This window comes from Shouchella oshimensis (assembly GCF_004375095.1).
Lineage (GTDB): Bacteria > Bacillota > Bacilli > Bacillales > Bacillaceae_D > Shouchella > Shouchella oshimensis.
Window position 1 is genome coordinate 192,645 of record NZ_SNUX01000003.1, and the last position, 18,194, is coordinate 210,838.

The 18,194-nt window shown below is 40.6% G+C and carries 15 protein-coding genes; 13 read left to right on the plus strand and 2 right to left on the minus strand.

Annotated elements, in window-relative coordinates:
- Positions 1–45: 45 nt before the first annotated feature.
- Entirely contained in the window at positions 46–1,380 is a 1,335-nt protein-coding gene (locus tag E2L03_RS11695; protein WP_038478230.1) for a polysaccharide biosynthesis protein, read from the plus strand.
- An 88-nt stretch (positions 1,381–1,468) separates the two neighbouring features.
- Here E2L03_RS11695 and E2L03_RS11700 read toward each other — a convergent pair whose 3' ends face one another.
- Positions 1,469–3,079, minus strand: coding sequence for a gamma-glutamyltransferase family protein (locus E2L03_RS11700; RefSeq protein WP_134259258.1), 1,611 nt, complete (start codon positions 3,077–3,079; stop codon positions 1,469–1,471).
- Positions 3,080–3,275: 196 nt separating this feature from the next.
- Between E2L03_RS11700 and treP the strand changes: the two genes are divergently transcribed.
- The 12 genes from treP (at position 3,276) to E2L03_RS11760 (ending at position 17,026) form a co-directional block, all read left to right on the plus strand.
- Positions 3,276–4,706, plus strand: a complete 1,431-nt coding sequence (gene treP / locus E2L03_RS11705; RefSeq protein WP_038478235.1) for a PTS system trehalose-specific EIIBC component — start codon at positions 3,276–3,278, stop codon at positions 4,704–4,706.
- A gap of 141 nt (positions 4,707–4,847) precedes the next feature.
- Positions 4,848–6,518 (plus strand): alpha,alpha-phosphotrehalase, encoded by a 1,671-nt coding sequence (gene treC, locus E2L03_RS11710; RefSeq protein WP_134259259.1) that lies wholly within the window; start codon positions 4,848–4,850, stop codon positions 6,516–6,518.
- Between the two features lie 9 nt (positions 6,519–6,527).
- A complete protein-coding gene (gene treR / locus E2L03_RS11715; RefSeq protein WP_055735146.1) occupies positions 6,528–7,244 on the plus strand; it encodes a trehalose operon repressor in 717 nt (238 codons plus the stop codon).
- Positions 7,245–7,314: 70 nt separating this feature from the next.
- The gene (locus E2L03_RS11720) at positions 7,315–7,800 is read left to right on the plus strand and encodes a glutathione peroxidase (RefSeq protein WP_134259260.1); all 486 of its coding nucleotides are present in this window, start codon (positions 7,315–7,317) and stop codon (positions 7,798–7,800) included.
- Between the two features lie 57 nt (positions 7,801–7,857).
- Positions 7,858–8,925 carry a nitric oxide synthase oxygenase gene (locus E2L03_RS11725; protein WP_134259261.1) on the plus strand — a complete coding sequence of 356 codons (1,068 nt, stop codon included), beginning with the start codon at positions 7,858–7,860 and terminating at the stop codon, positions 8,923–8,925.
- 54 nt (positions 8,926–8,979) lie between these two features.
- Positions 8,980–10,851, plus strand: a complete 1,872-nt coding sequence (locus tag E2L03_RS11730; RefSeq protein WP_134259262.1) for an ABC-F family ATP-binding cassette domain-containing protein — start codon at positions 8,980–8,982, stop codon at positions 10,849–10,851.
- A 209-nt stretch (positions 10,852–11,060) separates the two neighbouring features.
- Positions 11,061–11,825 (plus strand): DeoR/GlpR family DNA-binding transcription regulator, encoded by a 765-nt coding sequence (locus E2L03_RS11735; protein WP_124741689.1) that lies wholly within the window; start codon positions 11,061–11,063, stop codon positions 11,823–11,825.
- A complete protein-coding gene (pfkB, locus tag E2L03_RS11740; RefSeq protein ID WP_055735142.1) occupies positions 11,822–12,733 on the plus strand; it encodes a 1-phosphofructokinase in 912 nt (303 codons plus the stop codon). The genes E2L03_RS11735 and pfkB overlap by 4 nt, the downstream gene beginning before the upstream one ends.
- A 15-nt stretch (positions 12,734–12,748) precedes the next feature.
- A complete protein-coding gene (locus tag E2L03_RS11745; RefSeq protein WP_124741691.1) occupies positions 12,749–14,635 on the plus strand; it encodes a PTS fructose transporter subunit IIABC in 1,887 nt (628 codons plus the stop codon).
- Positions 14,636–14,756: 121 nt separating this feature from the next.
- A complete protein-coding gene (locus tag E2L03_RS11750; RefSeq protein WP_241741801.1) occupies positions 14,757–16,055 on the plus strand; it encodes an amidohydrolase family protein in 1,299 nt (432 codons plus the stop codon).
- A 14-nt stretch (positions 16,056–16,069) separates the two neighbouring features.
- Complete coding sequence (locus E2L03_RS11755) at positions 16,070–16,771, plus strand: hypothetical protein (protein ID WP_124741693.1); 702 nt, start codon at positions 16,070–16,072, stop codon at positions 16,769–16,771.
- Positions 16,772–16,789: 18 nt separating this feature from the next.
- Entirely contained in the window at positions 16,790–17,026 is a 237-nt protein-coding gene (locus E2L03_RS11760) for a protein YuzH (RefSeq protein ID WP_038478267.1), read from the plus strand.
- A 131-nt stretch (positions 17,027–17,157) separates the two neighbouring features.
- On the opposite strand, the gene mreBH is transcribed toward E2L03_RS11760, so the two are convergent.
- Positions 17,158–18,165 carry a rod-share determining protein MreBH gene (gene mreBH, locus E2L03_RS11765; RefSeq protein ID WP_038478270.1) on the minus strand — a complete coding sequence of 336 codons (1,008 nt, stop codon included), beginning with the start codon at positions 18,163–18,165 and terminating at the stop codon, positions 17,158–17,160.
- Positions 18,166–18,194: the final 29 nt, after the last annotated feature.

Consider the following 18,194-nt stretch of genomic DNA (forward strand, 5'->3'; position numbering starts at 1 on the left):
AACTTGTCTCATACCTTATTAAAGAGAGAAAAGGAGAGATGAGTTTTGGGTACGTTTTTCCGTGGTGTACTTGTTTTAAGTGGAGCTGCCTTTATAGGAGAGTGTTTGGAATTTGTTATTAATATGGTATTAGCTAGAGAATTAGGTGATGAAGCCTTTGGACTATACATGGCGATATTGCCAACAATGTTATTTGTTGTTGTGTTAGCAAGTGTAGAGTTACCTGTTGCGATATCAAAGTTAATTGCGGAAAAGGAGCCAAACTATCATTGGGGTATACTGGTACAGTCATTGAAACTAGCAACCATTTGTGCGTTAACTGTGATGGTTGCAGCGCTCCTCATTTTACCTCAATTAAGTGTGCTACAGCAGTATCATGTCGGTGTACAGTGGATGCTTTTTTTACTTATACCAGTCATTACGTTTTCATCCGTTGCAAAGGGCTATCTAATTGGTGCACACCAAACGTCTAAAATTGCAATCGCAAATATTTTAAAACGAACTGCTCAGCTTAGTGGATTGCTTATTGTGTTTTATATGTTTTCCTTTACGAGCGATCTTGCAATCTTTATGGCACTATTAGCATTGAAACTTAGTGAACTACTTGTTTTATTTTATTTAGTAGTTGTATTTATTCGCAAGATACATCAAACGAAAAAGGGTCACCCACAAAAGAAAGTTAGTCAAAAGGAAGTACAGAAAAAATTATTGGCTGTATCCATTCCGACAACAGGCTTACGCATCTTTCATTCCATTACGTTTGCAGTAAAGCCATTTTTAATTACAACTGCCCTTACGAATGCAGGAGTTCTTGAAAGTGTTGCCCTTGTACAGTATGGAAAACTAGCAGGAATTGCATTTACCATCGGATTCTTTCCTGCGTTTGTCGCGCACTCGCTTCTTGTAGTGCTTATACCAATCGTTGCTGATAGTTACGCAAAACGTCGCTATGATACGCTTCATTATTATCTGAGGCTGTCATTACTTGTTACTTTTGGTTATGGATTACCAGTTGTACTCGTGTTTTATTTTTTTGCTGAACCAATAACAACCCTGTTTTTTGGACCATCTCCAGCAGCAGACTACTTGAAAATTTTAATTCCTTATTTTTTATTTCAGTATTGTGCAACACCCTTACAGGCGTATTTAATTGGAATTGGACTCGTAAAAGATGCGTTTCTTCATTCATTCTATGCAACGGTTGTATCTTTCTGTTTAATGATTTCGTTAGGTTCAATGCCAAGTTTACAGATGAACGGTATTATTATTGGCATGAATATGAGTGCAGTCTTGTTGACCATTTTGCACTATATTACGATTTGCAAAAAGCTCAAGCTAAATATGTTAATGCGGCCTGGTGAAAGCAAGTTATTTCGATAATGAGGAAGTGCAATAGATATAAAGGAAAATCGAAAGAAGGATAGATAATAGGTTCCCTCCAATGTCGACATTGGAGGGGTTTTTTATATTAAAGCGAGGAAATGGCACTGTCAGTTCGTGTTTCCATGCCACCGACATAAGAACCCTTTGCTTCATCTTTCCAAATGATTTGACCTCTTCCGAAAGAAATGACATCATTTGCAACGCTGATTTCGTGACCCTTTCGAGCTAAGCCTTCTGCAATATGGCGCGGGAATGTTGGTTCGAGTAACACTTTATTTCCTTCAGTCCACTGCCAGCGAGGGGAGTCTAGAGCAGCTTGAGGGTGTAGAAGAAAGTCAATTGTATTCATGACTACCTGCACATGTCCTTGTGGCTGCATAAACCCTCCCATAACGCCAAATGGGCCAATACCTTTTTCATCTTTAGAAAGGAAGCCAGGGATAATAGTGTGGTACGGACGTTTCTTCGGTGCCAGCGCATTATCGTGGTTAACATCTAAAGAAAAAGCATGCCCGCGATTTTGTAAGGAGATACCGGTGTCAGGTACAACAAGTCCTGAACCGAAGCCCATGTAATTCGATTGAATAAACGAGACCATATTGCCTTCCTCATCAGCTGTACAAAGGTATACGGTCCCACTACCGACTGGTTTACCAACGGTAGGCAATGTAGCTTGATCCGTAATTTCTGCTGCCCGTTTGGCTGCATACGTTTTATTAAGCAGTGATGCCGTAGGTACGCTCATGTGACCTTCATCGGTTATATACGCTTTTCCATCAGTAAAAGCAAGCTTAATCGCTTCAATTTGTTTGTGATACGTTTCTACGCTTTCTTTTTCGCCAATCTCTAATGCTTCGAGAATATTTAACGCAATAAGAGCAATTAAGCCTTGCCCATTAGGAGGTATCTCCCAGACGTCATACCCTTTATAATTCGTGCGAATCGGTTGAACCCACTCAGGTTCGTATGCTGCTAAATCTTCTTTACGTAAATAGCCGTTATGTTTTTTAAAGAAGGCATCGATCTGATCAGCTAATTCCCCTTCGTAAAAAGCTCTTCCGTTTGTTTCACCAATTAAACGCAACGTTTTGGCATGATTGGGAGATCGCCATATTTCGCCGGGTTCAGGGGCGCGGTTATGTAACGAAAATGTATCGAACCATGCGGTAAATTCTTCAGCTGTATGTTGCTTCTTAAAGCGATTGTAGCTCATTTTCCATTGTCTTGAAATCGTAGGGGTGACCGCAAAGCCTTCTTCTGCAATGTCGATGGCTGGTTGGAGTGCATCTAGTAACGATAATTTACCAAAACGTTCGGAAAGACTTGCCCATGAAGCAGGTGCTCCAGGGACCGTTACGGGTATGAGTCCGGTTGTCGGCATTGAATCAAACCCTCGCTGTTTCACTTCCTCAATGGTTAATGCCTCAGGTGATGGACCGCTACCGTTTAATCCATAAATAGCACCATCTAGCCAGACTATTGCAAAGGCATCGCCACCAATTCCGTTTGAGCATGGTTCCACAACGGTTAAACAAGCGGCTGTTGCAATGGCAGCATCAACTGCATTTCCACCTTGCTTTAAAATGTCTCTGCCAACCTGAGCGGCGATTGGTTGTGATGTTGCGACCATACCTTTTTTTGCATAAATCGGCATTGTTGTGGAAGGATATGGATGGGAATGTGGATCGAATTGCATTTTATGAAACCTCCTTTTTTAGTAGTGTAACACGATCAAAAAAGGGGAAGAAGAAATTAAGATTAAAATGGCTATCATTGTTATTGACTAATTTGTATATACAAGGTATGATCAAGGCGAATAATATATTTGTATATACAAATTAAAGAAGAATAAAAGCGACGTTTTTGAAAACGTTAGCAAAGGAGGAAACAAGATGGCTGTTAACTATAAAAAGTCTGCCGAGCAGATTTTAGAGGCCATTGGTGGAGAAGCGAACATTTCTTCTGCCACTCATTGTGTAACAAGACTACGCCTTGTATTGCAAGATGAAAGTCAAGTTGATACAAAGGCGTTAGAAGAGCTTGACGTGGTGAAGGGAACATTCTCAGCAAACGGACAGTTTCAAATTATTTTAGGAAACGGCGTTGTTGATAAAGTGTATAAAGAATTAATGGCGCTTACGGGACGTGAAGAGCAGTCAAAAGACGATGTAAAAGAAGCCGCTGCTAAAAAAGGTAACCCCTTACAAAGAGCCATTAAAGTATTGGCAGATGTCTTCATCCCTATCTTGCCAGCAATTGTAACGGCTGGTTTATTAATGGGGTTAAACAACGTTTTGACTGGAACGGACATCTTTTATGACAATGCATCCATTATTGATGTTCATCCTCAATGGACTGATTTTGCGGATATCATTAACGTAATTGCCAGCACCGCCTTTACGTTCTTACCAGCGCTAATAGGGTGGTCAGCCGTAAAACGATTTGGTGGAAGCCCTTTACTTGGTATTGTGTTAGGGTTAATTCTTGTTAACCCAGCATTATTAAGCGCGTGGGATTACGGAAATGCGCGTGAAGCAGGGGAGATTCCTGTTTGGAACCTGTTTGGATTAGAAATTCAAAAGCTTGGCTACCAAGGACAAGTTTTACCAGTGTTTGTCGCATCCATTATTCTTGCAAAGATTGAAGTATTCTTAAGGAAACGCATACCAGATTCATTCCATTTACTAACGGTTGCACCAATTGCCTTACTTGTTACGAGCTTTATCACTTTTATTGCTGTTGGCCCCATTACATTTGCTATTGGAAATGGCATTGCCGACGGATTTATCTGGTTATTCGATACAATCCCTGCTATTGCTGGATTCTTATATGGAATTATTTATGGACCACTCGTTATTACCGGGATGCACCATACCTTCTTAGCTGTAGACTTACAGTTAACGAGTGGAGATGCAGGTGGTACCTTCTTATGGCCAATCTTAGCGCTTTCTAATATTGCCCAAGGATCTGCTGCATTTGCTATGTATTTTGTACTAAAAAATAAGAACCTAAAAGGGTTAGCGAGTACATCCGGCCTATCAGCATGGTTAGGAATTACAGAACCAGCATTATTCGGAGTGAACCTTCGCTTCCGCTTCCCGTTTTTAGCAGCTATTATTAGCTCTGGTTTTGCAGGAATGTTTATTTCCATGCAAAATGTATTAGCCCACACAGTTGGAGTAGGTGGAGTGCCTGGAATTTTCGTTATTCAGCCTGGTAGCTGGGGAGCATTTGCGATTGGTATGGGAATCGTCATCTTATTGCCATTTATTGCAACCCTCTTATACGGGAAAATTCGAAACCCGAAAAGCCTACATGAATAGGAAAGTAGTGCAAGAGTTAGAACTATAGGCATTCATAGCGTTTTTTAAAAGGAAGACCTGCCTTAAGCAGGTCTTTTTTTACTTGTATATACAAGTGTGGTAAACTAAGTACGTATGATACCAATGAAAGGGTGAACTGTAATGGAATGGTGGAGAAAAAGTACGGTTTATCAAATTTATCCAAAAAGCTTTAATGACACAACAGGTAATGGTGTCGGTGATTTACAAGGGATCATTGAGAAGCTTGATTATATAAAAGAATTAGGAATTGACGTTATTTGGTTAACACCGATTTATACGTCTCCACAACAGGATAACGGCTACGATATCGCGGATTATTACACAATTCATGACGAGTATGGAACTATGGAAGATTTTGATCAGTTGTTAGAAGAAGCCCATTCACGTGGCATTAAGGTCATAATGGACTTAGTTGTAAACCATACTTCTACTGAACACCAATGGTTTCAATCGGCGATGCAAGGTAAAGATGCAAAGTTTCGCGATTTCTATATATGGAAAGAAGCAATAGAAGGAAAAGAGCCGACAAATTGGCAATCAAAATTTGGAGGCTCTGCGTGGAAATGGAATGAAGCGACCCAAGACTATTATTTGCACTTATTTGATGTAACTCAGGCTGATTTAAATTGGGAGAATGAAACAATGCGTCGGCATGTCTATGATATGATGCACTTCTGGTTTGAAAAAGGAATTGACGGCTTCCGCTTAGATGTTATCAACTTGATTTCAAAAGACCAGCGTTTTCCAAATGATGATGGTAGTGTAGCTCCTGGTGATGGACGTAAATTTTACACAGATGGACCACGTGTTCATGAGTTTATCCATGAAATGAATCAACAAGTATTGTCTAAATACGACAGCATGACAGTCGGAGAAATGTCCTCGACAACGATTGAAGACTGTATTAACTATTCAAACCCGGAGCGTCAAGAGTTATCCATGACGTTTAATTTTCACCATTTAAAAGTCGATTATCCAAACGGTGAGAAGTGGACTGTTGCTGAATTTGATTTCGAACAATTAAAATCAATTCTATCTGAATGGCAAGTACGAATGCATGAAGGTGGTGGCTGGAACGCGCTTTTCTGGTGTAATCATGATCAGCCACGGATTGTGAGTCGTTATGGTGATGATAAAAGGTTTCACCAACACTCTGCCAAAATGCTTGCTGCGACGATTCATCTTATGCAAGGTACGCCTTACATTTATCAAGGTGAAGAGTTTGGCATGACCAATCCATATTTCACCTCTATCGATGATTACAGAGACGTAGAGTCGTTGAATATGTATAAAGAATTGCTTCAAGATGGGAAAAATGAGAAGGACGTTCTAGAAATCTTACAACATAAATCCCGTGACAACTCTCGTACGCCTGTCCAGTGGAACGATGACCGTCACGCTGGATTTACGACAGGAACACCTTGGATTCATGTTGCGAACAATTACAAGCATATTAATGCTGAAAAGGCGTTAGCAGATAAAGATTCGATTTTTTATTTCTACAAAAAGCTTATTTCACTTAGGAAAGAGTACGATGTCATTACAGATGGGAATTACACTCACTTAACACGTAATCATCCAACTGTGTTTGCTTATGTAAGGGAAAATGAACAGGAGAAGCTACTCGTTATCTCAAACTTTTATCGTAGTAAATCCGTGTTCACGTGCCCTGCTTCTATGGTATCGTTAGAAGGAGAACAAGTCATACGAAATTATGATGGTGAAAAGAAGCTAACAGCATCATTAGAGTTAGAACCTTACGAAACCATCGCATTTCTGTTAAAAAAGTAGGGCGATACGTTGAAAAGTAAATTTCATTCCATTTACCAACATTTAATACGTGATATTCATGAAGGACGCTATATGCCAGGTGATACATTACCGTCGGAACATGAGCTAACGACTCAATTTGAAGCTTCGCGAGAAACCATTCGTAAAGCGTTAAAGCAGCTTTCTGAACATGGGTACATTCAGAAGATTCAAGGGAAGGGCTCTGTTGTATTAGATGTACAGCGACTTGATTTTCCTGTTTCAGGCGTAACAAGTTTTCAAGAGTTAAATCAAAAATTAGGTATGAATGCATCAACAGCTGTTGTAGCGTTTAATGAACTAAAAGCAACAGCAGAACAAGCTCACGCATTTCAACTGCCTGAGGAAGAGAACCTTCTAGAAATTGCGAGGGTACGAATGATTGATGGTGAGCGGATCATTCTTGATAAAGATTGGTTCCCAAAAGCACTTGTGCCAGGACTAACAGCAGATATTTGTGCTGGGAGTATTTACGCGTACATTGAGAATACGTTGGAACTGACAATTAGCTTCGCCAAAAAAGAGATTGTCGTCGACGTTGCTACCGAAGAAGATGTTGAACTTCTCGATGTTGAACCAGAAAGTCACATCGTTGTTGTGCACAGTTTAACGTATTTGGAAGATGCCACTTTACTGCAAATAACAGAATCAAGACACCGTCCAGATCGCTTCCGCTTTGTAGAGTTTGCTAGAAGGCATAAGGCGTGAGCAAATTAGTTTTCTTGTGGGTGCAGAACCTTTATACTTGTTGAAAAGAAGCAATGGAGGAGAGGTAAACATGTCTGTGTTTGATTACACGGTAAAAACGAGTAATGGTGAAGATTTTCCATTATCAAATTATGAAGGTGACGTTCTTCTTGTTGTGAATACAGCAACAAAATGCGGGTTTGCATCACAATTTGATGGCTTAGAATCGCTTCACCAAACGTATCAAAATGACGGATTACGTGTATTAGGCTTCCCAAGTAATCAATTTATGAATCAAGAGCCAACATCAGATGATGAAATGGAAAGTGTTTGTAAATTGAACTTCGGTGTGACCTTCCCTCTTTTTGCAAAAACCAATGTAAAAGGGAAAGACACTAATCCACTTTTTAAGCACTTAAAAAGTGAAAAAAAGGGTACAATAGGCGAAGAGATTAAATGGAACTTTACGAAGTTCTTAGTTGATCGAAATGGTCAAGTTGTGAAGCGGTACGCGCCACAAACGAAGCCAAGTCAAATAGAAAACGATATTAAAGCGGAAATCGATAAAAAGCAATAGCCAAAAAACTGTGTAGCAATCGGCTACACAGTTTTTTTAGGAGGATTATTGACATTTATGGAAATCGAACGGGAGCAACAAGCGATAGCATTTCTGAAGCAATTTTATAAAGAGACGAGCCGAGTAGGAGTATCAGAACGCATTGAAGAGGTCCTTCAAGAGATAAATGTTAAGGGGTCATACACGTTAACACTTGATGAGCTTACGTATGGAGCCAAATTGGCGTGGAGAAACAGCAATCGCTGTATTGGAAGACTGTTTTGGGAACGAATGCATGTATTTGATGCGAGGGATGCACGAACGAAAGGTGACGTGATTGAGGCATTAAAGCGACACATTATGTATGCTACAAATGAAGGAAAAATTATTCCTACGATTACGATTTTTCCGGAGGGCGATGTAGTACGCATCTGGAATCATCAGCTTATCCGTTATGCAGGGTATGAAAAGAACAGGAACGTTATTGGGGACCCAGCTTCCCTTGAATTTACACGTCTTTGTGAAGCGTTGGGCTGGAAGGGGAATGGGACTGATTTTGACGTGCTTCCCCTTGTATTTTCCATTAAAGGACAGCCACCTGTTTATTATCCAATACCAGAAGAACTTGTGAAGGAAGTGCGTTTGCATCACCCAACTTACAAATCGTTTAACGATTTAGGATTAAAGTGGTATGCGGTGCCAATTATTGCTGATATGAGGTTAGAGATCGGTGGCTTGTCCTTCTTTGCTGCGCCTTTTAATGGTTGGTATATGGGGACCGAGATTGGCGCCCGTAACTTAGCTGATGATTTTCGTTACAATCGCTTAGAACAAGTAGCCGATCAATTGAACATCGAGCGAAAAAAAGAATCTTCCCTATGGCGAGATGAGGCTTTAGTTGAGTTAAATCGTGCCGTTTTACATTCGTTTCAACGAGATGGTGTCAGCATTGTTGATCATCATACTGCTGCAAAACAATTTCAACAGTTTATGAAAAATGAAGCAAAGCAGCAACGAGAAGTAACAGGAGACTGGACTTGGTTAATCCCGCCTATGTCACCGGCACAAACATCTATTTTTCATCAGACATTTCATAATGAAATCAAGTCACCGAACTTCTTTTATGAAGACGCGCCTTATCAATAGTACAGTGTGCTATACTGCATAGATAACGAATCATATGGAAAAAGGAAGATGTTCATGAGTTTAATAAGAGTTGAAGGGCTAAGTAAAACGTTCGGGGAAAAAGCGCTTTTTCACTCTATCGATTTTACAATTGAAGCTGGAGATCGAATAGGTCTATTAGGAGTAAATGGGACTGGGAAATCTACACTTCTTAAAGTTTTAGCAGGTGTGGAAGGAAAAGAAGCAGGAACTTTATTCCACGCAAATGACTTTACCATTGAATACCTAGCGCAGCAACCGGAACTTCCAGATAACGAGACGGTCCTTCATTATATCTTTAAAAGTGAGTCAGAATTACTGCGAACGGTCGCTCGTTACGAAGAAGGATTAGCAAAGCTTGAACAAAATCCAATGGATGAACGATTGCAATCAAATCTAATTACGTTACAAGCCCATATGGATAAAGTGGATGGATGGGAAGCGAGTACACAGGCAAAGACAATCCTTAGTAAATTGGGTGTTTTTGATCTGACAGCACCCCTTTCTACATTATCTGGAGGACAAAAGAAACGAGTAGCAATTGCCCGCTCACTTATTCAGCCAGTTGATTTACTATTGCTTGATGAACCTACAAACCACCTTGACCATGAAACTGTTGAATGGCTTGAAGGGCACTTACATCAGTATCGAGGTGCCCTAGTTGTTATTACTCATGATCGCTATTTCTTAAATCGAGTGGCTACAATGATCTATGAATTAACAAACGGAAACCTGTATCAATATGAAGGGAACTTTGAGACATATTTAGAAAAGCGCGCCCTCCGGGAAGAACACCTTGAACAAGCAGAAGCCAAAAGACAAAATTTACTCCGACGAGAAATGGCTTGGCTTCAAAGAGGGGCAAAAGCACGAACAACGAAGCAAAAGGCGCGAATCCAGCGAGTGGAAGCCTTAAAAAATCAACAGGGTTTAAAAAGTAAAGAGCAATTAGATGTTGCAATTGGTTCACAACGTTTAGGGAAGCAAGTCATTGAATTGAAAGCAGTTAGCAAAACCCTCAATGGTAAGGCTTTGTTTACAGACCTATCTTATCTACTTACTAACCAAGAGCGATTAGGCATCATTGGGGCTAACGGGAGTGGGAAGACAACGCTTCTCAATATTATGGCAACTCGTTTGGAACCTGATAGTGGTGCATGTATTGTTGGAGAAACAGTAAAAATTGGCTATTACACTCAGGAAGATGCTGAGCTTGATGGGAATCTGACTGTTATTGACTATATTAAACAAGTAGCTGAAGTGGTATACACCGCCAAGGGGGATCAAATTACGGCTGAGCAAATGCTTGAGCGTTTTTTATTCCCGAGAGCACAACAATGGACCTTTATTCGACGACTTTCAGGTGGTGAAAAGCGCCGTCTTTACTTGCTGCGAATATTGATGGGCGAACCGAATGTACTATTTTTAGATGAGCCAACCAACGATTTAGATGTGGAAACACTGGCGGTCTTAGAGGACTATATTGAAACCTTTCCTGGTACAGTTGTAACCGTTTCTCATGATCGCTATTTTCTTGACCGTGTCGTCGAGCAAATGCTTATTTTTGAAAATGGAACTGTTCAACGTTATCAAGGGGATTATACAGATTACCTTGAAGAGAAACGAACGGAAGTTGTTCCAAAGAAAGAAAAAGAGCCATCCGTTGAGCGGAAAAAAGTTGGTAAGAAGCTTTCCTATAAGGAACAAAGAGAATGGGACGGAATAGATGAAAAGATCGCTTCACTCGAAGAGAAGCAAGCGTCATTAGAGGAAATCATTCAAGAAGCAGGTAGTGACTACGGTAAAATCGCTGATACGATGAAGGAAAAAGAAGTTGTTGATGAGGAACTTGACCAGACACTTGAACGTTGGGCAGAGCTAGCTGAAAAAGTGGAACAGTTAAAGTAGACAACGAAATGAGATTCATATGGAACGCTAGTAACGGACAAGTTAAGGGAGAAGCTAAAAAACAGCTACCTCTTTTCTACGATACGATTACTAGCGTTTTTGTGACGTTTAAAGGATAAAGTTGTCACATATAAAATGATCGAAAATGATTGATTGTGATTGTTTTTGAATGTATAATGAAAAAGTCTTGTAAGCAAAGAGGTGTATGTATGTTAACTGTAGAGAGACAAGAAATGATTCTTAAGCTTGTTCAAGAACGGGAAGTAGTGAAAATTTATGAGCTTATTGAAGCTACTCGTTCTTCAGAATCAACAATACGAAGAGATTTAACTGAACTTGAACAAGGAAAGAAATTAAAGCGCATACATGGTGGCGCGACGGTACTTCAAACGATGAGAGATGAACCAACGATGGCTCAAAAATCATTCAAAAACAGTCATGAGAAAAAGCAAATTGCTAAACGAGCAGCTGAATGGGTGGAAGATGGCGATTGTATTTTTTTAGATGCTGGCAGTACGACGTATGAAATGATTCCTTATTTAAAAGGAAAGAACATAGAAGTAGTCACAAATGGTGTTATGAATATTCAAGCGTTACTAGAGGCAGATATTCATACACATGGTCTTGGGGGGCTTGTGAAAAAAGGCACGTATGCGTTTGTGGGAAGAGGTGCCATTGAAGCCATTTCAAGTTTTCGATTTAACAAAGCTTTTATTGGAACGAATGGTCTTACACTTAAAGATGGATTTACCACACCAGATCCAGAAGAAGCCTATATTAAAGCAAAAGCCATTGCATATGCTCAGCAAGCGTTTGTGCTAGCCGATCACACGAAGTTTGGTGACATTACATTTTCAACATTCGCTTCTATTCAAGACGTACACATTGTAACAAGCTCATACGTTGAAGAAGAACGAAAGAAGCTCTATCAAGAATTACAGAAAAGCACGGCAGTAGAGGTGGTAAAGCTATGATTTATACGGTGACCTTAAACCCCGCAATGGATTATTATGTGTCCCTTCCAACATTACATGTTGGTCATGTGAATCGTTCAACAAACGATCGAAAAGTAGCTGGAGGGAAAGGTATCAATGTATCAAAGGTATTAAAGAGGTACGGGACTCATTCCACAGCACTCGGCTTTATTGGTGGTTTTACAGGTGACTTTATTCATGAAGCCGTTATGCAAGATGGCATCGATTCAAACTTTATCCGTATTAAAGGTGATACACGCATTAATGTAAAGATAAAGGCAGAAGAAGAATCCGAAATAAATGGTTTCTCTCCTGAAATTACGATAAGTGATAAAGCCACTCTAGAAGAGCAGTTTAAACAACTAAATAAAGGCGACATCGTTGTGTTAGCAGGTAGTATCCCCCCATCGCTACAAGCGAATTTATATGCTGAGTGGACAGAACAATTAAATGGACAAGGTGTACATGTTTTTGTTGATACAAGTGGTGAAGCGCTAAAACAGGTTATCAAAGCAAAACCAGCCTTCATTAAACCGAATCAACATGAGTTAGCGGAATTAACACAATCAGTCATTACCACCAAAGAAGATGCGATTCCTCATGCCAAAGCTCTTGTTGAACAAGGTGTTGACTATGTTCTTGTTAGTTTTGCAGGAGATGGGGCATTACTGGCAACAAGAGATGGTATTTACAGTGCAAATGCACCAAAAGGAGAATTGATAAACTCTGTCGGTGCTGGTGATGCGACAGTTGCTGGATTTATTCATGCTCATCATGAAGGAGCAAGTGTAGAGGATGCCTTTCGATTCGGAATGGCTTCAGGAAGTGCAACCGCATTTTCCCTTGGCTTTGGTGAACTAGCGGAAGTAAAACGTTTAGAAAAAGAAATTGAAGTGAGCACCATATAAGGAGGAAGATACGAGATGAGGATCTCTGACTTACTAAAGAAAGATACCATTATACTTGACTTACAAGCGGTTTCAAAAGCAGATGTCATTGATGAATTAGTGATGAAGCTTGATGAAGCAGGGCGATTGAATAATAAAGAGGATTATAAGAAAGCTATCTTAGCAAGAGAAGATCAAAGTACGACAGGGTTAGGTGAGGGAATTGCCATTCCACATGCAAAAACAGCGGCTGTTCGAACACCTGCCATTGCCTTTGGGCGTTCAGTTACGGGGATTGATTATGAAGCACTAGACGGACAACCAAGTCAGCTGTTTTTTATGATTGCTGCTTCCGAAGGTGCAAATAACGAACACTTAGCAACCCTCTCGAAGTTATCGACATTTCTAATGGATACGACCTTTCGTGATCAACTGCTGGACGCTCAATCAATTGATGACGTTATGGCGATTATTGATAGAAAAGAAGCGGAAGAAAGTGACGAGGAAGAAGAGGAAGTTCAGTCTACATCTGCTGATGATACATTTATCATCGGTGTTACTGGATGTCCTACGGGTATCGCCCATACGTATATGGCTGCTGATGCGCTAAAAAAAGAAGCACAAGAACGAGGCTTTTCTATAAAGGTAGAAACAAATGGCTCAGGTGGCGTGAAAAACCGTCTTACAAAAGAAGACATTGACCGAGCTGATGGCATCATTGTGGCGGCAGACACGAAAGTTGAGATGGATCGCTTCGATGGAAAACGCATAGTCATTGCACCAGTAGCAGATGGTGTTCGAAAGCCTGCCCAACTAATTGATCGCTCATTAGCAGGGAAAGAAGCTGTTTACTCTGCTCAAGGTGGTCAGAAAGAAGAGAGTGGAGAAAGTCATTCAAGTGGTGGTTTTGGGAAAAGTGTTTACAAGCATTTAATGAATGGTGTTTCCAATATGCTACCGTTCGTTATCGGTGGTGGAATCCTTCTTGCAATCAGCTTCTTATTTGAAGTGGATGCCCTATTAGGGGAAGATAACGTCGTCACGAATATTCTAGGCTTTATTGGTGGCGATAACGCATTTGCGCTGTTTATTCCAGTCTTAGCAGCCTTTATTGCGATGAGCATTGCAGACCGTCCCGGATTTGCGCCTGGCTTAATCGCAGGATACATGGCGTATAATGGAGACGCTGGTTTTCTAGGAGGCTTATTAGCAGGTTTTCTTGCAGGATATATGGCTTTAGGTGTAAAAAAACTACTTTCCAATATCCCGCAGTCTTTAGACGGTTTAAAAACCATTCTCTTTACGCCAGTCTTAAATATACTCTTTACCGGCTTAATTATGTATGTCCTTATTACCCCACTTGCATCTGTAAATACGGGTTTACAAAACTGGCTTGGTAATTTAGGAACAGGAAATATGGTCATTTTAGGGGTTGTTCTTGGCATTATGATGGCCATTGATATGGGGGGACCCATTAATAAAGCCGCTTATACATTCGGTATTGCCATGCTTGATGCAGGGAACCTTGGTCCCCAAGCGGCTGTTATGGCAGCAGGAATGGTGCCACCGCTAGGAATAGCTATTGCGACAACGTTCTGGAAGCATAAATTTACAAAACAGCAACGTGAGTCTGGACGAACCAATTATGTACTTGGTGCATCCTTTATTACAGAAGGTGCCATTCCGTTCGCGGCAGCAGACCCGGTCCGTGTTATTTCAGCAAGTGTTATTGGTGCAGCAATTGCAGGAGGGCTGACAGGGTTGTTCCAAATTACGTTGCCAGCTCCTCACGGTGGCGTGTTTACCATGTTGCTCGTAAATGATTCAACGTTCTCCTATATGGGACTTTATGCACTCGCAATTATTATTGGTGCCATTGTGACAGGCGTTCTATATGGCATTATGAAACGACCAATTGATTAGTAATCGAGCCTGCTCTATAGGAGCGGGCTTTTTTGATTTTGAACCATGTGGGTATAGAAAGAATATGGTAAGCTTTTTACAAATAAAAAATAGCTGTTAAGGTGGTGGCTGTGTGAAGCAAATGGAGACACTTAACGTATTAAACTTGGAAACAGGACAGTTTGAAGGCAAAACCATTACAATTAACGATGGAAAAGTTACAGAAATGATGGAGGCACCAATTTCTCATTTGCGAACGTATGCATTACCTGGACTGGTTGATAATCATTGTCATATACAGCCTGCATATGCACCACTTTTTACAGCTGCTGGTGTTACAAGTGTTCGGAATACAGCAGGAAATTCGCTTCATTTAAAGCCATTAAAGGATCACCAGTACGCCTCCTTTAGCCCAACCGTTTTTACTGCTGATCGAATGATTGATGGTGTACCCGGCTTATGGGGGAAGACGAGTAGTGGCTCGTTCTCTACGCAGTCTAAGCATGACGCTATAGAAGAAGTAAAGCGACAAGTTGACGTAGGCGCATCTTTTATTAAAGTCTATGGTCGATTAAAAAGAGACGTTATGGAGGCAGTGGTAAACGAAGCTGCCAAATGCAAACTTGATGTTAGCGCTGACTTATTAGCCTCTACCGATGTTGACGCACGAACGGCTGCTAAAATGGGTATTCGTTTTTTAGAACATAATTCTGGAATCATTCAGTCTCTTATTCCAAGTTGGCATAGCTTGCTTTCAGATAAAGAAGATAGAGCGTTACTTGAGAAAGGTTTAGACGAAGATAAGCTTTCTACCTTGTGTGAAGAATTGATAACAGCAGGAGTCGTAATCGTACCAACCTTAAGTTTATTTGCACAAGGAACAAAAGAGTCTCATTGGAGCATTTCAACATCTGTTAAAACGAGCGCGTTGACAAGCTTGGAGGAGCATTGGAACTATGTACGACCATACATTCAGTCAAGTAAACAAACACGACTATTGGAAGTGAGCAAACAAATCACGACCGCCTACCATGAAAAAGGAGGCACGATATTAGCAGGAACGGATTCACCTGCAGGAGTCGATACGTACCCGGGTCAGCTTTTACATCGAGAATTGCAATTACTCGTCCAATGCGGCCTCTCTCCTTTTGAAGCGATCCAATCAGCAACATCGATTCCTAGTAAACTTTTCGGTTTGAACAGTGTCTGTAAAGTAGGGGGACAAGCTGACCTTGTTATCTTGAAAAGCAACCCTTTGAAAGATATTTCAGCAACACGACTGATCGAATGGGTTGTGAAAAACGGTATGTGGCATCGACCAGAGGCGCTTATTGCTAAAGCCGAACAAAACCAACAGAAATACAATCAAGCTTCGTATGATAAGCAAGAACAAGTTTATTATGATTATATGAATAAACAGTATCCTCATTTAATGAAATAAAGAAGGTGTTCTAAATGGAAAAACAATTGTTCTTTTCAACGAATGTGAAAACGCCCTTTGAAAATGAAGAACAACTCATGTATGAGCCATTTTGGCAACTAGGCATTTTAAAAAATGAAGAAACACGTATGCAGCGTATTGAAGCGTTATTAGGTGTGAATCAACTTCAAGAGGAAAGAACGAAAGTACGAAAGCAACAGCAGCTGCAACGAGATGCCATTCAAACAGCACTAGAAGTAGGGTTTGTTACCGCATGGATTGGGCCATCTGCTGGAGAAGAGCTTGCATTTATGGAGTTAGCAGAGCGTTTAAATCATTCAGAAAGGTTAACGCTTCGACTAGTTCCTGGACCCTTACACATTCATGAACGCGCCCCAACGCTTTTTACCGAGTTGGCGCAACAACCTCCACTTACAAAAAAAGAGTGGAGTGTGATGGTCCCATCCTTTTCTAACGTAGAACATAAACAATTAGTTGAACGAATGGATCGGTTTACACACGAAGTACGTAAGGATGGCTACTTCGATCCGGAGATTCTTGAGGCATTAAGGCAGTTTAAGGAGCCTGTCCCAATCGAAAAAGTAGTTGCAACCGTGTACGCACAGCGCCCTGAATATCCAGTAGCGTTTTATTTTCAACGAGTGAGTGAAAACATTCGAAAAGGGTATATCAAAAAAGAGCAGCAGGCCATTTATTTGCATGACGAGTTGATGTGAGGAGGAGGTGTATGGATTGTGGAATTGGTCTCCTATTCATATTGGAAACGAAACCAAATAAAAGCTATCTTTAACCGCTTTCCGTCCTCAGTTGTTACCTTTCGTATGGTAAGAAACTATTATTTCGTATATTCGGTTCAGTGGTCTGAGATGGATACAATGGTTATACGAGAAGACTTAAAAGAAATGGAATGGCTTTTGAATGAGGAATTAGGTTTAGTGCATTTTTATGAAAATCGAAAACGTGCATATTGAAGAAATGAGGAGATTAGGCAAAAAAAGAAGCGCATAGCGTAAAGCCTTGCACTATCATTACAGAAAAAAACTGTAATTTTCGCAGAAAGCCGTTATCGCAGCGCTTCTTTCATGTCATGTTCTAAACGTGGTTATATAGTAGCTTTTTGAAGTTTGTCGATAAACGATAAGGAACGGCCTGTTCCAATGGCCACTGATTCTAAAGGATTCGGTGCAACATGTACCGGAACAAAGATTTCATCTGAAATCCACTCTTTTAGTCCGTTTAAAAGGGCACCGCCTCCAGTAAGAAGAACTCCTTGATCAACGATATCTCCACTCAATTCAGGAGGACAATCTTCAAGTGTTGCTCGAAGTGCTTCTAATAATTGGTGCAAGAGCTCGCCCATGGCTTCTTGAATTTCGAATGAATGGAGTTCAATCGTTTTTGGTAGCCCATTTACGAGATCCCGTCCACGAATTTCCATTGTCAGCTTCTCGTGCTCAATTGGTGCATAACCGATGTCTATTTTTATTTGTTCTGCTGTTCGCTCACCAATTAAAATATTGTATGTTTTTCGTACGTATTGAATAATGGCTTCGTCAAGTTTATCTCCGCCAACGCGAACGGAATTAGAAGAGACAACCCCACCATAAGAAATAATCGCCACTTCAGTTGTGCCACCACCAATATCGACAACGACATTTGCCGTTGGCTCTTCAACAGGTAAGTCAGCGCCAATAGCGGCTGCAACAGGTTCTTCAATAATATGAACGTTCTTCGCACCACAGCTACGTACAGCATCTAAAATGGCACGTCTTTCAACGGATGTTGATCCGGTTGGTGCGCAAACAACTACATTTGGTTTGCGCATGGCAAGTCCCATATTTTTGCTTGCTTTTTTCATAATTTCTTTTAATAAGCTAGCTGTAACATCGAAATCAGCAATAACACCATCGCGTAATGGACGAACGGCAACGATATGTGAAGGGGTCTTCCCTACCATTTTCTTTGCTTCGATTCCAATCGCTAATACATCTCTTGTATCTATATTAAGTGCTACGACAGATGGTTCGTTTAAAATAATACCTTTTTCTTTACTGTAAACTAAAATGTTTGCTGTTCCTAAATCAATGCCTATTTGTGCAGTTGAAAACATAACCAATCACCACATTTCCTTCTATTTCT

Excerpts from the sequence above, each read along its gene's own strand:
- E2L03_RS11700 (WP_134259258.1), bottom strand. The coding sequence starts at position 3,079 with ATGCAATTCGATCCACATTCCCATCCATATCCTTCCACAACAATGCCG.
- treP (WP_038478235.1), top strand. The coding sequence starts at position 3,276 with ATGGCTGTTAACTATAAAAAGTCTGCCGAGCAGATTTTAGAGGCCATT.
- treC (WP_134259259.1), top strand. The coding sequence starts at position 4,848 with ATGGAATGGTGGAGAAAAAGTACGGTTTATCAAATTTATCCAAAAAGC.
- E2L03_RS11720 (WP_134259260.1), top strand. The coding sequence starts at position 7,315 with ATGTCTGTGTTTGATTACACGGTAAAAACGAGTAATGGTGAAGATTTT.
- E2L03_RS11725 (WP_134259261.1), top strand. The coding sequence starts at position 7,858 with ATGGAAATCGAACGGGAGCAACAAGCGATAGCATTTCTGAAGCAATTT.
- E2L03_RS11730 (WP_134259262.1), top strand. The coding sequence starts at position 8,980 with ATGAGTTTAATAAGAGTTGAAGGGCTAAGTAAAACGTTCGGGGAAAAA.
- E2L03_RS11735 (WP_124741689.1), top strand. The coding sequence starts at position 11,061 with ATGTTAACTGTAGAGAGACAAGAAATGATTCTTAAGCTTGTTCAAGAA.
- pfkB (WP_055735142.1), top strand. The coding sequence starts at position 11,822 with ATGATTTATACGGTGACCTTAAACCCCGCAATGGATTATTATGTGTCC.
- E2L03_RS11745 (WP_124741691.1), top strand. The coding sequence starts at position 12,749 with ATGAGGATCTCTGACTTACTAAAGAAAGATACCATTATACTTGACTTA.
- E2L03_RS11750 (WP_241741801.1), top strand. The coding sequence starts at position 14,757 with ATGGAGACACTTAACGTATTAAACTTGGAAACAGGACAGTTTGAAGGC.
- E2L03_RS11755 (WP_124741693.1), top strand. The coding sequence starts at position 16,070 with ATGGAAAAACAATTGTTCTTTTCAACGAATGTGAAAACGCCCTTTGAA.
- mreBH (WP_038478270.1), bottom strand. The coding sequence starts at position 18,165 with ATGTTTTCAACTGCACAAATAGGCATTGATTTAGGAACAGCAAACATT.